A 13153-nucleotide genomic window follows, 5' to 3' on the forward strand; every position below is an offset into this window, starting at 1 on the left:
TCTTTCTCATGTCAGCGTCTTGCGGGGATCGAAGGCATCGCGCACCGCCTCACCGATAAAGATGAGGAGCGAGAGCATGATGGCGATGGAGAAGAACCCGGCAAAGCCGAGCCACGGCGCCTGCAGATTGGCTTTACCCTGCGCCAGAAGTTCGCCGAGGGAGGGCGAGCCCGGCGGCAGGCCGAAGCCTAAAAAGTCGAGCGAGGTAAGCGTCGTGATAGACGAGTTCAAAATGAAGGGCAGGAAGGTCAGCGTCGCGACCATCGCATTGGGCAGCAGATGCTTGAACATGATCACGATATTGGAAACGCCGAGCGCGCGCGCCGCCTTCACATATTCGAAATTGCGCGCGCGAAGAAATTCCGCCCGCACGACGCCGACCAGCGCCACCCAGCTGAAGAGCAACAGGATGCCGAGCAATATCCAGAAATTGGGCTCGATGATCGCGGCGATGATAATGAGAAGATAAAGCGCGGGAATAGCGTTCCAGATTTCGATGAAGCGCTGGAAGATAAGGTCCGTCCAGCCGCCGAAATAACCCTGCACCGCGCCGGCCGCCACTCCGATGATGGAGGAAAGCAGCGTCAGCACGAGGCCGAAAATCACCGAAAGGCGGAAGCCGTAGATGAGCCTTGCCACCACGTCGCGGCCCTGGTCGTCCGTGCCGAGCCAGTTTTCCGCGCTGGGCGGGGCGGGGGCGGGCACCGGCAGATCGCGGTTGATCGTTTGATAGGAATAGGGAATGAGCGGCCAGATGATCGTGCCATCCCCTTCTTTCTCGATCAGCTCCTGCACGTAAGGGTCGCGGTAATCGGCGGCGGTGGCGAAAAAGCCGCCGAATTCCGTTTCCGGGTAATCGACGAACACCGGGAAATAGAGTTCGTCGTTATAGGTAACGAGGAGCGGGCGATCGTTCGCGATAAATTCGGCGAACATCGAAAAAACGAAAAGCACCGCAAAGAGCCAGAGGCTCCAATAACCCCGGCGGTTGTTTTTGAAATTGACCCAGCGGCGCTGATTGAGCGGGCTGACGCGGATCGGGCGGCGCAGAAGGGTTTCAAGAACGCGCATGCTCACACCTCCCGCGTTTCGAAATCGATCCGGGGATCGATCCAGGTGTACGTCAGATCGGAAATCAGCGTCACCACCATGCCGATCAGCGAAAAGATATAAAGCGTCGCAAAGACCACCGGGTAATCCCGGTTGACAATGGACTCGAAGGAAAGGAGCCCCAGCCCGTCGAGCGAGAAAATCGTCTCGATGAGGATGGAGCCGGCAAAGAACGCCCCGACGAAGGCGCCGGGGAAGCCCGCCACCACGATCAGCATGGCATTGCGGAAGACATGGCCGTAAAGCACCTGGCGTTCTTTCAGCCCCTTGGCGCGGGCGGTGACGACATAATGCTTTTTGATTTCATCGAGAAAGGAGTTCTTCGTCAAAAGCGTGGTCGTCGCAAAAGCCCCAATCACCATGGAAAGAACGGGCAGGGCGATATGCCAGAAGTAATCGAGAATCTGCGCATACCAGGGAAGCTGCGACCAGTTTTCCGAGGTGAGCCCCCGGAGCGGGAATATCTGGAAATAATTCCCCCCGGCAAAAACGACGATGAGGAAAACGGCGAAGAGGAAGCCGGGCACCGCATAGCCCACGATGATCGCCCCGCTCGTCCAGACATCGAAGCGGCTGCCGTCCCGCACGGCCTTGGCGATGCCGAGCGGAATGGAGATGAGATAAGTGATGAGCGTCGTCCAGAGCCCGAGGGAAATGGAGACCGGCATCTTTTCCAGTACCAGATCGACCACGGCGACATCGCGGAAATAACTCTCGCCGAAATCGAAACGCATATAGTTCCAGATCATCAGGCCGAAGCGCTCATGCACCGGCTTGTCGAAGCCGAACTGCTTTTCCAGTTCCTTGATGAATTCCGGATCGAGCCCCTGCGCGCCGCGGTATTTGCTCGTCACGTCCCCGCCCGAGCCGCCGGATGTGCCCTGATTGGCGCCGAAATCGCCGCTGCCGCCGCCGACGCGGGCGGTGGCCGAGACCTCCGTGCCGGTAAGCTGCGCGATGACGCGCTCCACCGGCCCGCCGGGAGCAAATTGCACCACGATGAAACTGACAAGCATGATCCCGAAAAGCGTCGGGATCATGAGCAATAAGCGCCGCAGAATATAGGCTGCCATGGACGGTCCGTTTTTCCCTGCTGTTAGCCCCAGCCTATAGGAGGCCGCGCCCTTCCCCAAGGGCCTCAAGCTTATACGTCTATTCGTCTTTTATGCCGGTGGACCACCAGGTGTCGATGGCGCCGAGCCGGTAAGCCGGCTTCGACGCCGGCCGGCCGAAACGGTCCCAGAACGCCAGATGGTGGCTTGCCTTATACCATTGCGGCACCCAGTAATGCCCGGCGCGCAAAACCCGGTCGAGGGCGCGGGCCGCCGTCTCCTGCTCTTCCCGGCTCGCCGCTTCGATCACCTTGTCGATAAGCATATCGATCACCGGATCGGAAATGCCCGAGAGATTGCGGCTGCCGGGCTGCGCGGCAAAGGAAGAGCCCCAATAGGAGCGCATCTCGATGCCCGGCGTCAGCGCCATGGAATAACGCATGGTGGTCAGATCGAAATCATAGGTGTCGAGCCGGCGCTGATATTGCGCGGAATCGACGACGCGGAGTTTCGCGTCGATGCCGAGAAATTGCAGATTGCGGATATAGGGCGCGTTGATCCGCTCCCAGGTCGGCTCGTTCGTCAGAAACTCGATGGAAAGCACCTGGCCTTCCGCGTTGACGCGCTTGCCGTCCTCGATGCGCCAGCCGGCTTCCTCCAGAAGCTCGGCGGCTTTGCGCAGGAGCTTGCGGTCCCGGCCAGACCCGTCGGAGACGGGCGGGCGCACCGGCTTACCGAAAACCTCTTCCGGCAGCCTGTTGCGGTAAGGCTCGAGCAGCGCAAGCTCGCCTTCGCTGGGCATTCCTTCCGCTTTCATCGGCGAGTTTTCGAAGAAACTCTCCGTGCGCTTATAGAGCCCGTAAAACTGATTGCGGTTCGTCCATTCGAAATCGAACGCATAAGAAAGCGCCTCGCGCAGGCGCGGATCGGCGAATTTCTCCCGCCGCGTATTGATGAACCAGCCTTGCGCGCCGGACGGGCTTTCATCGGGCAGCACGAGCTGTTTGACACGGCCTTCTTTAAGCGCCGGGAAATTATATTCCGTCGCCCAGACCTTGGAGGTGAACTCCTCGCGGAAAAGGTATTGCCCCGCCTTAAAGGCTTCGAACTGCGCCGTGCGGTCGCGGAAATACTCGAAACGGATTTCGCCGAAATTCCACCGGCCTTTATTTACATTCAGATCGCGCGCCCAATAATCTTTCACCCGCTCATAGGTGATGGCGCGGCCGGGCTCCGCCTTCTTGACCTTGTAAGGCCCGGAGCCGAGTGGCGGCTCCAGCGTCGTGCGGTCGAATTCATGTTCCGTGTAATAGGCTTTGGAAAAGACCGGGAGCTGCGCCAGAAAGAGCGGCAGGTCCCGTGTCTGCTTGCCGGTAAATTCGATCACCAGCGTGGCCGCATCCGGCGCGGAAACGGAGGCAATCTCGCGCATGTTCTGCGCGATCAGGGGATGGCCTTTTTCCTTGAGAAGCTCGAGAGTGAAAGCCGCATCTTCAGCCGTCAGCGGCGAGCCGTCATGAAAATAGGCTCCGCCGCGCAAATGAAAGGTGAGGCGGTTGCCGTCTTCCGACAGCGCAGCGCTCTCGGCTACGAGCCCGTAAAGCGCATCCGGCTCGTTGAAATTTCGCACCATGAGCGTGTCGAACGTCATCTCCATGCCTTGCGCCGCCGTGCCGCGCAGGATGAAGCTGTTGAGCGAATCGAAGCTCATGAAGCCTTGATTATAAAGAACCGTCGGGCCGATCAGCGAAAGCGTACCGCCCTTGGGCGCCTCGGGATTGGCATAGGAGAAATGCGAAAAGCCTTTCTCATACTCGAAGTCACCGAAAATCGAGAGCCCGTGCTGCGCTTCGCCTGCATAGGCACCCGAAACCCCGGCGCTCAAAGAAAGGGAAAGACCGAGCGCGGCGGCGGTGCGGAAAAAGGTTCTGCTCATTCGCTCGGTCATTCACTGGCCGCCCGCGCGTCCCACCAGATATTCGGAAAACCGATCGCATATTCAGGTGTCGGTTCGGGATGTTTGATATAGGCCCAGCGCGCCACGCGCGTCACCGGCGAATGCCATTGCGGAATGATGTAATGGTTCCAGAGCAGCACCCGGTCGAGCGCTTTCGTGGCGGCGACAAGTTCGGCGCGGTCCTTGGCGAAGATGACCTTGTCGATCAGCGCTTCGACGACAGGGTTGCAAATCCCCATCAGGTTGCGCCCGCCCGGCGCCTTGCCTGCCTCGCAGCCCCAGAAATCGCGCTGCTCGTTGCCGGGCGAAAGCGATTGCGGGAAACTGCCCACCACCACATCGAAATTATAATTGTCGGTGCGGTTTTGGTATTGCGCGGTATCGACGAGGCGGATGCTGCTTTGGATGCCGAGCCGCTCCAGGGAGCGCGCGAAAGGCTGCACCACCCGCTCGAAGGTCGGGCTGACGAGCAGAAATTCGATTTCGAGCGGCTTGCCGGTTTCCTTGTTCACAAGCTGGTTGTCTTTGACCGTCCAGCCCGCTTCTTCCAACAGCATCACCGCTTTGCGCAAGTTGTCCCGGTTGTTGCCGGACCCGTCCGTAACCGGGTTCTCGTAAGGCTCGGTGAAAACTTCTTCCGGCAGGCTCTCGCGGTGTTCTTCCAGAAGTTCCTTTTCCCTTCCTTCCGGCAGCCCGGTGGCGGCGAGTTCGGAATTTTCGAAATAACTGTCCGTGCGCGTGTACTGGCCGTAAAAGATGTTCTTATTCATCCATTCGAAATCGAAGGCATAGTTCAGCGCCTCGCGCACGCGCGGGTCCTGGAACTTTTCCCGGCGCAGGTTGAAGACGAAGGCCTGCATGCCCTCGCCCTGGCCGGTTTCAAGCTCGTCACGCACGATGCGCCCGTCTTTCACCGCCGGCACGTCATAGCCGGTCGCCCAGTTCTTGGCGCTGTTTTCAAGACGCACATCCACATTGCCGGCCTTGAAGGCTTCGAGCGCAATGGTCGGATCGCCGAAATAGATGAATTCCATTTCTCCGAAATTATTCGCGCCGACATTCACGTTGAGATCTTGCGCCCAATAATCCTCCACCCGCTCATAGGTGATGGACTGGCCGGGCTTGACTTCCTTGACGCGGTAAGGGCCGGACCCCAGCGGCGGCTCCAGCGTCGTCGCGTTGAACTCGCGCTCCGCCCAATAATGTTTTGGCAGCACGGGAAGCTGGCTGACGATTTGCGGCAGTTCCCGGTTGCCGGAGACGGCGAAGGTGAACTTCACCTCGAGCGGCGAGAGCTTTTCCGCCTTCACCACATCGGCGTAATAGGCGTTATAGAAGGGGTGGTTGGCTTTCAGCGTTTCGAAGGTCCAGACCACATCTTCCGGCTTGATGCGCGTGCCGTCCTGAAAGGTCGCCCGCGCATTCAAGGTGAAGGTGACGGAAGAGAAGTCTTCGGGATAGGTCACGCTTTCCGCGATCAGTCCGTATTCGCTGGACGGCTCATCCAGCGAGAGCGTCATCAGCGTATCGTAGATGAGCTGAATGCCGGCGGCCGGGCGGCCTTTGACGATGTAAGGATTGAGCGTGTCGAAACTGCCGATCGCCCCGTAGCGCAGCTTGCCGCCTTTGGGCGCCTCCGGGTTCACATAATCGAACCGCTCGAAGTCTTTTTCGTATTTGACCGAGCCGAAAAGCGAAAGACCATGGGCGGTGACGGGCTCGGCCGCTGCAGGCGCCGCCGAAACGAGAGCGCCGGCCAGGAGAGCTTGGATGAAAAGAGCGGCGCTGCGCCGCTTGGTCAGGCCTCTGGTCACTGTCACGCCGTCCTCTCCCTTGTCCCTTTGTCCCTTTGTCCCTTGGCTTTGTGATGCGCCCCATCGGGCCATACAATTAAGGCCATTCTGGGCCATTATTTGCGTCTTGCAACCGTGCCCGCCTCATTAGACCGGTAAGCGGGGGCCGGTAAGCGGGCGGCAGTAGCGGGTGATGCAGCCGCAAAGAAAAACGCGCCCGGTTTCCCGGACGCGTCATTCAAACCGATCCTGGCGGCGATTCCGCCTGAATTTTTCGTAAGGTCTTATTCGGCTGCCGGCTCGCCTGCTGCCTCTTCGGCTTCAGGCGCAGCAGCTTCCGGTGCAGCTTCCGGTTCCGGCAGCGGCTGGTTGCTGCCCAGCGAGTTCAGATAGACCAGAAGGTCCGCCCGGTCGCTTTCCTTGCGGATGCCGGCAAAGGCCATGGCGGTGCCGGAGGCAAAGCCGCTCGGCTTTTCGATGAAATGGTCGAGCTTGGCGAAGGTCCAGCCGCCGTCGAGGCCCTGCAGCGCGTCGGAATAACCGAAGCCGGCATGACTTGCGATATCGCGGCCGACAACACCGTAAAGGTTCGGGCCGATCTTGTTCGCGCCGCCTTCCTCGAAGGTGTGGCAGGCTGCGCATTTCTTCGCCACTTTTTCGCCGTCGCTGACAGAGGCGTTCGCCAGAAGTTCGGCAAGCGAGGGGCCCTGCTCCTCGGCTTCCGCGTCGCCGCCTGTAGCAGCGCCTTCATTCTCGGCCACCGCAATCTCGAAAGCCTTCGGATCGGCTTCTTCGGTGTGATAGAGCACACCGGCGAAATTGGCGACGCCCAGCACGACCAGTACCGAGAAAAGCACCGCGCCGGCGATTTTGTTGAGTTCGAAACTATCCATTGACCCCGAGCCTCCGCCCGTTTCTGCTTGGGGCGCGGCGGGTCCGCCTGCATCCCCTCGTGAAACGTAAATTGTGCGCGAGCGGCGGCCCCTTGGAGGGCCCCGCCCAGTTGGCGCGGAGATTAGCCGCTTCCCCCCGCGCGCCGCAAGCCGTATAAGTCCCGCCAGGCAAGGAAAAACAACGGGATAGGGGCCTGAGTGCGCCGGATTCGGCATTTGCGGCGATCCGTCGCAGGTTTTCTCCCGCAAGAGACGCAGTTCAGGGCCGTTCCGCCCTAAAGCACGACCAGGACCGAACCAGACATGGCCGAGGCAGCTACAAACCCCATCATCATCATTCCGGCGCGCCTCGCATCGACGCGCCTGCCGGGCAAGCCGCTGGCCGATATCGCGGGCGCGCCCATGATCGTGCAGGTCTGGGCCCGCGCGCAGGAAGCGGGCATCGGTCGCGTCGTCGTTGCGGCAGCGGAAAAAGAGATCGCCGAGGCGGTGGAGGCGGCAGGCGGCGAGGCAGTTTTGACCGATCCCGCCCTTCCTTCAGGCTCCGACCGCGTCTGGCAGGCGCTGGAGCGGGTGGACCCGGAAGGCGCTCACGACATCATTTTGAATGTGCAGGGCGATCTGCCGACGCTCGATCCGGCGCTTATCCGCATTGCCGGCGACCTTCTGACAGAAAGCGAAGCGGATATGTCGACGCTGATCGCCGCGATTACCCTGGAAGAAGAAAAAACGAGCCCGGATGTGGTCAAAGCCGTGGTCTCGCTCGCCCCCGGCACGCGCACGGGCCGCGCGCTTTATTTCACCCGCGCCACGGCGCCTTCGGGCGAAGGGCCGCTTTATCACCATATCGGGCTTTACGGCTTCCGCCGCGCCGCTCTCAAGCGCTTCGTGACGCTGCCGCCCTCTCCGCTCGAGCAGCGCGAGCGGCTCGAGCAATTGCGCGCGCTGGAAAACGGCATGCGCATCGATGCGGCGCTGGTCGACACCGTGCCGCTCGGCGTCGATACGCAGGAGCACCTTGAAAAGGCCCGTGCTATATTAAGCGCAAAGGGATAAGAGGGGCACATGGCCGCAGAAGATACATCGCAGGATAGGGCGCCGGAGAACACCATTGCCTTCCAGGGCGAACTGGGGGCGAATTCGCACATTGCCTGCCGCGAAGTCTATCCCGATATGACACCGCTGCCCTGCGACACGTTCGAGGACACGTTCGCCGCGCTCGCCGAGGGGCGCGCCGGCCTCGCCATGATTCCGATCGAAAATTCCGTCGCCGGCCGCGTGGCAGATATCCACCACCTGCTACCCGATTCGCGCTGCTATATCGTGGGCGAATATTTTCTGCGCATCCGTCATCAGCTTCTGGGCGTGAAAGGCGCGGCGCTCTCCGGCCTCAAATCCGTGCAAAGCCATGTCATGGCGCTCGGCCAGTGCCGCAACGTCATTCGCGAGCTCGGCCTGAAAGCGGTGATCGGGGCGGATACGGCAGGCTCGGCCCGCCAGATCGCGGAATTGAACGATCCATCGCGCGGCGCCATTGCCTCATCGCTGGCGGCGGACGTTTACGGCCTTGATGTTCTCAAAGCCGATATCGAGGATGCCGAGCACAATACGACGCGCTTCCTCATCATGGCGATGGAGCCGGACGATGCCGAGCCCGAAGACGAGCCGGTCATCACGAGTTTCATCTTCCGCGTGCGCAACGTGCCCGCCGCGCTTTACAAGGCCATGGGCGGCTTTGCGACGAACGGCGTCAACATGACGAAGCTTGAAAGCTATCAGCTCGGCGGCGCTTTCACGGCAACGCAGTTCTATGCCGATATCGAAGGCCACCCCGCCTCGCGCCATGTGCGCCTGGCGCTGGAAGAGCTGGAATTCTTCTGCTCGGAGCTGAAAATTCTCGGCGTCTACAAAGCCTCACCTTTCCGCGCGACGCTGGAAACGCATATCGCGGATTAGGAGCCCTCTTCTCTACGCGTCACCCTCGGGCTTGACCCGAGGGGCCATTGGGCCGCGCCGCTTGTCCCGCGAACTTACCAGCCTTCGACGAACGCTTTCACTAGATGGTGCGCAATGGCGAAGGGCGGGGGCACGAAGAAGCCTTTGCCCTCTCCGCGCAGCGCGGCGGCGAGCTCGTCGCGGGTGAACCATTTGCCGCCGGAAAGTTCCACCCCGTCGATCTCGAAGTCTTCCGATTCGGCCTCGGCGATACAGCCAATCATCAGCGATGAGGGAAACGGCCAGGGCTGGGTGGAATGATAGCGCACGGATTTAACGGCGATCTTGGCTTCTTCGTCGAGCTCGCGGGCCACCGCTTCCTCGATCGATTCGCCCGGCTCCATGAAGCCTGCCAGCGCCGAATACATGCCTTTCGGGAAGATTTTCTGGCGCCCCAGAAAGGCCTTGTCGCCATAGGTCGCCATCATGATGACGACGGGGTCGGTGCGCGGAAAATGCTCTGCATTGCAAGAAGGGCAGGTGCGCTTGTAGCCTGCCTCGGCCAGCTCCGTCTTCGCCCCGCAGGCCGAGCAGAAGCCGTGGCGCAAATGCCAGTCGATCATGGCTTTAGCCTGGGCAAGGATCGCAAGCTCGCTCGCCGTGATCTCGCCTTTCATGGCAAGGCCGCGAATTTCCTCAAAAGCGCCGAAGCCTTTCAAGGGGCCCTCGGCCTCCGGATTGGGCGCGGCGGAAATGTCTATGGCAAAGAGTGCCTTGCCGCGCCGGTTGATGCCGAGAAAAACCTCGATGGCGCCGGGGCCTGCCAGCGGCTCGACGGCGGCGGCGGGCACCCAGCCCACATCCTTGCCTTGAGAGGGCACTTCTTCGGGCAGCACCAGCGGGTTGAGGTTCCAGAGCGGCACAAAGAGCGAGGAAGGGTCTTTGCGCTTTTCCGCCAGCCATTCGGGATTGCCGCGCAAATGGCCTGCCCGGTCGATGGGGTTATTGGCGAAAATATTGGGATTGGGAGAAAGTGCCATGCCTGCCTCGCTGCGCTTGAAGCGCCTATTTTTCTTCTGAAAAGTTGGGCGGAGGGTGGCACAAGCCTTTCCGACGCGCAACGGCCCGGCATCATGCCCCCGCGCCCGCGGGAAGCGCCGCCGCCTTTCGCGGAAAAGGCGGGAAACTGCCGATTCGCGGGCTATGAGGCGGCCGCTGCCGGGCCGCCGCCGCTTTTCTCCCGCGCCCCCTTGCTTTTCGCCCCTGAGGGCGTGATATAAGCCCCTCGGGAGGCTGGCGGTGGACGAGTTCCTCGCCAACCCGGTCAGATCCGGAAGGAAGCAGCCGTAACGAGTTTCGCTCGGGTCGCTGTCCAGTCTCCCACCTTTGCCCTTTGGCGCGGGTTTGAAGCGCCCCCGCCGGGCTTTTGCCGGACTGTTCACAGAGAACCGGACTATCCCCGGACTATCCACAAAGAAAAAACGACGCCGGGGATGCAGGCGCCAGCCCCAGGCTCTACACTGTGCTGAACCCGCAAAGGCAGGCGAGCAGGAAGGTCATGGACGAGTCCGTCAACGAGACAGAAGAACGCTGGGACGCGGCGCCGGAAGAAAGCGCGCCGGCGGACCCCGCGTCCGAGCCCGGCCTGGGTCTTCTGGGCGGGGAGGGGCAGGCTCCTTCTTCGCCTAAAGCCTCCGACTACCGGGTGCTGGCGCGCAAATACCGCCCGGCCACGTTCGAGGACATGATCGGCCAGGAAGCCATGGTGCGCACCCTCTCGAATGCGTTCGAGAAAGGCCGGATCGCCCATGCTTTCATGCTGACCGGCGTGCGCGGTGTGGGCAAGACGACGACCGCGCGCATTCTCGCCCGCGCCCTCAATTATATGAGCGAAGACGGCAAGGGCGGGCCGACCATTCATCTGGAAGAGCCGGGCGTGCATTGCCAGTCGATCATGGAATCGCGTCATCCCGACATTCTGGAAATGGACGCCGCCTCGCGCACCGGCATCGACGATATCCGCGAGATTATCGAAAGCGTGCGCTACTTGCCCGTGTCCGCCCGCTACAAAGTCTACATCATCGACGAAGTGCACATGCTCTCCAAGGCCGCCTTCAACGGCCTCTTGAAGACGCTGGAAGAGCCGCCGGAACATGTGAAATTCATTTTCGCCACGACCGAAATCCGCAAAGTGCCGGTGACGGTGCTTTCCCGCTGTCAGCGCTTCGATTTGCGCCGCCTGACCTCGGAAGAACTGGTGCGCCTTCTCTCCCGGGTCTGCGAAAAAGAAGAGGTGAAGATCGAAGCACCTGCTTTGACGCTGCTTGCCCGCGCCGCCGAAGGCTCGGCCCGCGATGCGCTTTCCATTCTCGACCAGGCGATCTCCCACGGGGTGGGCGATACGGGGGACGGAGAAATCAAGGAAGCCGATATCCGCGATATGCTCGGCCTTGCCGACCGCGGGCGGATTTTCGATCTTTATGACCTCATCATGAAAGGCGATGCGGCGGCGGCCTTGGGCGAACTGCGCGCGCAATATGATGCAGGCGCCGACCCGGCGGTGGTGCTCTCCGATCTTGCCGAGCTCACTCACTGGCTCACCCGCCTCAAGCTAGTGGAAAGCGCGAGCGATGATATCGCCGCCACCGAAGCCGAGCGCGAGCGCGGCAAGGAAATGTCCGGCCAATTGCCGATCCGCGTGCTCTCGCGCGTCTGGCAGATGCTGTTGAAAGGCATCGGCGAAGTGGCGCAGGCGGCAAAGCCCATCGTGGCGGCGGAAATGGTCGTGGTCCGGCTCTGTCATGCCGCCGACCTGCCCGCGCCGGAAGACCTCATCGCGCAGCTTAAAAATTCCGGCGCCGGGGCGCCCGCGCGCGGGCCCGCTCCCAATGGAAACGGTGGCGGCGGGAATGGCGGCGCCCAGGCCGTCAGCCGCTCCGCGCAAGGCGGCGGCATGTCATCGCCCGCCGGCGCGCCGCAGATGCAGCAAAACGCGCAAGCCGCCATCATGCTGCACTCCTTTGAGGATGTGGTGGCGCTTGCCGAAGAAAAACGCGACATCCAGCTTCAGCATGTGCTCAAAACCGGCGTACGTCTTGTCAGCTTTCAGCCCGGCCAGATCGAGATCGGCGCCTCGGAAGATGCCAAACAGACCATGCAGGTGCTGTCCGAGCGTCTGCGCCACTGGACCGGCACGCGCTGGCTGATTTCCGTTTCCAATGAAGCCAAGGCCGCGCCCACCTTGCGCGAGCAGGAGCAAAGCGAGACGGAAGCGTTGAAAGAGGAAGTATCCACCCATCCGCTCGTCAAAGCGGCGATGGAAGCTTTTCCCGGCGCGAAGATTGTCGACATCCGCGACCCTTTGAAAGAAGCGGCGCAGGAAATTCAGGAGATGAGCGAAGCCGAAGGCGGCGATCATCTCGATGCCTTTTTCGATGACGAGGATATGTACGAGTGAAAAACCTCACGGATATGATGAAGCAGGCCCGCCAGTTGCAGTCGAAACTGGCCGAGGCGCAGGAAGAACTTGAAAAGCTGGAAGTGGAAGGCGTGTCGGGCGGCGGCATGGTGCGCGTTACGCTGACGGGCAAGGGCACGATGGCCGGCATCAAGATCGACCCGTCGCTCTTGAAAGCCGAAGAAGGCGAGATCCTCGAAGACCTGATCGTGGCCGCGCATAATGATGCGAAGGTCAAAGCGGAATCTGCGACGGCGGAGAAAATGAAAGCGCTGACCGGCGGGTTGCCGCTGCCGCCCGGCTTCAATCTCGGCTGAACCCGCAGCCCCTCACGCAACCGGAATAGACCATGGCATCGCCCCTTACGGGACCGGAAATCGAGCGGCTGATCGATCTGCTCGCCAAGCTGCCCGGGCTCGGGCCCCGCTCGGCGCGCCGCGCGGTGCTGCATCTCATCAAGAAAAAAGAAGCGCTCCTCGTTCCCCTTGCCCGCGCCGTTTCCGAGGCGGCGGAAAAGGCGATGATCTGCTCGACCTGCGGCAATGTCGATACGCGCGATCCCTGCACCGTCTGCTGCGATCAGCGCCGCGATCCGTCCTCCATCTGCGTCATCGAGGATGTGGGCGACCTTTGGGCGCTGGAACGGGCGGGCGCCCATAAGGGCTATTATCATGTGCTGGGCGGCACGCTCTCCGCGCTCGACGGCATCGGCCCGGACGATCTTTCCATCGGCAAGCTTGTCGAGCGCTGCCATGCGCCTGAAGTAAAAGAAGTCATCCTTGCGATGAACGCGACGGTGGATGGCCAGGCAACCGCCCATTACATCACCGATCAGCTGGAAAGCGCGGGCGTTGCCGTTTACCGCCTCGCCCACGGCGTGCCGGTGGGCGGCGAGCTCGATTATCTCGATGACGGCACGCTTTCCGCTGCCATGCGGGCGAAGCGGCCGGTTTGAG

Annotated in this window: 11 protein-coding genes and 1 other RNA gene; 6 read left to right on the plus strand and 6 right to left on the minus strand. The window is 61.4% G+C overall.

What is annotated here, in order from left to right; translation table 11 throughout:
* Window positions 1-6: 6 nt before the first annotated feature.
* The 5 genes from ACOQOT_RS01760 to ACOQOT_RS01780 form a co-directional block, all read right to left on the minus strand.
* Window positions 7-1071: an ABC transporter permease gene (locus ACOQOT_RS01760; RefSeq protein WP_420560672.1), complete on the minus strand. Its 1065-nt coding sequence runs from the start codon at window positions 1069-1071 to the stop codon at window positions 7-9.
* Between the two features lie 2 nt (window positions 1072-1073).
* Window positions 1074-2183: a microcin C ABC transporter permease YejB gene (locus ACOQOT_RS01765; RefSeq protein ID WP_420560673.1), complete on the minus strand. Its 1110-nt coding sequence runs from the start codon at window positions 2181-2183 to the stop codon at window positions 1074-1076.
* 79 nt (window positions 2184-2262) lie between these two features.
* Window positions 2263-4098 carry an extracellular solute-binding protein gene (locus ACOQOT_RS01770; protein WP_420560674.1) on the minus strand — a complete coding sequence of 612 codons (1836 nt, stop codon included), beginning with the start codon at window positions 4096-4098 and terminating at the stop codon, window positions 2263-2265.
* 8 nt (window positions 4099-4106) lie between these two features.
* Window positions 4107-5939 (minus strand): extracellular solute-binding protein, encoded by a 1833-nt coding sequence (locus tag ACOQOT_RS01775; RefSeq protein ID WP_420560675.1) that lies wholly within the window; start codon window positions 5937-5939, stop codon window positions 4107-4109.
* A gap of 257 nt (window positions 5940-6196) precedes the next feature.
* Window positions 6197-6805, minus strand: a complete 609-nt coding sequence (locus ACOQOT_RS01780) for a c-type cytochrome (RefSeq protein ID WP_420560676.1) — start codon at window positions 6803-6805, stop codon at window positions 6197-6199.
* Between the two features lie 303 nt (window positions 6806-7108).
* Here ACOQOT_RS01780 and ACOQOT_RS01785 point away from each other — a divergent pair, with 303 nt between their 5' ends.
* Both ACOQOT_RS01785 and ACOQOT_RS01790 read left to right on the plus strand, forming a co-directional pair.
* Complete coding sequence (locus ACOQOT_RS01785) at window positions 7109-7861, plus strand: 3-deoxy-manno-octulosonate cytidylyltransferase (RefSeq protein ID WP_420560677.1); 753 nt, start codon at window positions 7109-7111, stop codon at window positions 7859-7861.
* A gap of 9 nt (window positions 7862-7870) precedes the next feature.
* The gene (locus tag ACOQOT_RS01790; RefSeq protein WP_420560678.1) at window positions 7871-8761 is read left to right on the plus strand and encodes a prephenate dehydratase; all 891 of its coding nucleotides are present in this window, start codon (window positions 7871-7873) and stop codon (window positions 8759-8761) included.
* 74 nt (window positions 8762-8835) lie between these two features.
* Here the strand turns inward: ACOQOT_RS01790 and nudC are convergent, their stop codons facing one another.
* Window positions 8836-9780 carry an NAD(+) diphosphatase gene (gene nudC / locus ACOQOT_RS01795; RefSeq protein ID WP_420560679.1) on the minus strand — a complete coding sequence of 315 codons (945 nt, stop codon included), beginning with the start codon at window positions 9778-9780 and terminating at the stop codon, window positions 8836-8838.
* Between the two features lie 248 nt (window positions 9781-10028).
* On the opposite strand from nudC, the gene ffs reads away from it, so the two are divergent.
* From ffs to recR, 4 genes are all read left to right on the plus strand, one after another.
* Window positions 10029-10124, plus strand: an RNA gene (ffs, locus tag ACOQOT_RS01800) — signal recognition particle sRNA small type.
* Between the two features lie 174 nt (window positions 10125-10298).
* Window positions 10299-12197 (plus strand): DNA polymerase III subunit gamma/tau, encoded by a 1899-nt coding sequence (locus ACOQOT_RS01805; protein WP_420560680.1) that lies wholly within the window; start codon window positions 10299-10301, stop codon window positions 12195-12197.
* Complete coding sequence (locus ACOQOT_RS01810; protein ID WP_420560681.1) at window positions 12194-12514, plus strand: YbaB/EbfC family nucleoid-associated protein; 321 nt, start codon at window positions 12194-12196, stop codon at window positions 12512-12514. The genes ACOQOT_RS01805 and ACOQOT_RS01810 overlap by 4 nt, the downstream gene beginning before the upstream one ends.
* A 32-nt stretch (window positions 12515-12546) precedes the next feature.
* The gene (gene recR, locus ACOQOT_RS01815) at window positions 12547-13152 is read left to right on the plus strand and encodes a recombination mediator RecR (RefSeq protein ID WP_420560682.1); all 606 of its coding nucleotides are present in this window, start codon (window positions 12547-12549) and stop codon (window positions 13150-13152) included.
* Window position 13153 lies beyond the last annotated feature (1 nt).

It is taken from the genome of Tepidicaulis sp., assembly GCF_965222285.1.
In the GTDB taxonomy this organism is placed as follows: Bacteria; Pseudomonadota; Alphaproteobacteria; order Parvibaculales; family Parvibaculaceae; genus Tepidicaulis.

Excerpts from the sequence above, each read along its gene's own strand:
- ACOQOT_RS01760 (WP_420560672.1), bottom strand. The coding sequence starts at position 1,071 with ATGCGCGTTCTTGAAACCCTTCTGCGCCGCCCGATCCGCGTCAGCCCG.
- ACOQOT_RS01780 (WP_420560676.1), bottom strand. The coding sequence starts at position 6,805 with ATGGATAGTTTCGAACTCAACAAAATCGCCGGCGCGGTGCTTTTCTCG.
- ACOQOT_RS01770 (WP_420560674.1), bottom strand. The coding sequence starts at position 4,098 with ATGAGCAGAACCTTTTTCCGCACCGCCGCCGCGCTCGGTCTTTCCCTT.
- ACOQOT_RS01785 (WP_420560677.1), top strand. The coding sequence starts at position 7,109 with ATGGCCGAGGCAGCTACAAACCCCATCATCATCATTCCGGCGCGCCTC.
- recR (WP_420560682.1), top strand. The coding sequence starts at position 12,547 with ATGGCATCGCCCCTTACGGGACCGGAAATCGAGCGGCTGATCGATCTG.
- ACOQOT_RS01765 (WP_420560673.1), bottom strand. The coding sequence starts at position 2,183 with ATGGCAGCCTATATTCTGCGGCGCTTATTGCTCATGATCCCGACGCTT.
- ACOQOT_RS01790 (WP_420560678.1), top strand. The coding sequence starts at position 7,871 with ATGGCCGCAGAAGATACATCGCAGGATAGGGCGCCGGAGAACACCATT.
- ACOQOT_RS01805 (WP_420560680.1), top strand. The coding sequence starts at position 10,299 with ATGGACGAGTCCGTCAACGAGACAGAAGAACGCTGGGACGCGGCGCCG.
- nudC (WP_420560679.1), bottom strand. The coding sequence starts at position 9,780 with ATGGCACTTTCTCCCAATCCCAATATTTTCGCCAATAACCCCATCGAC.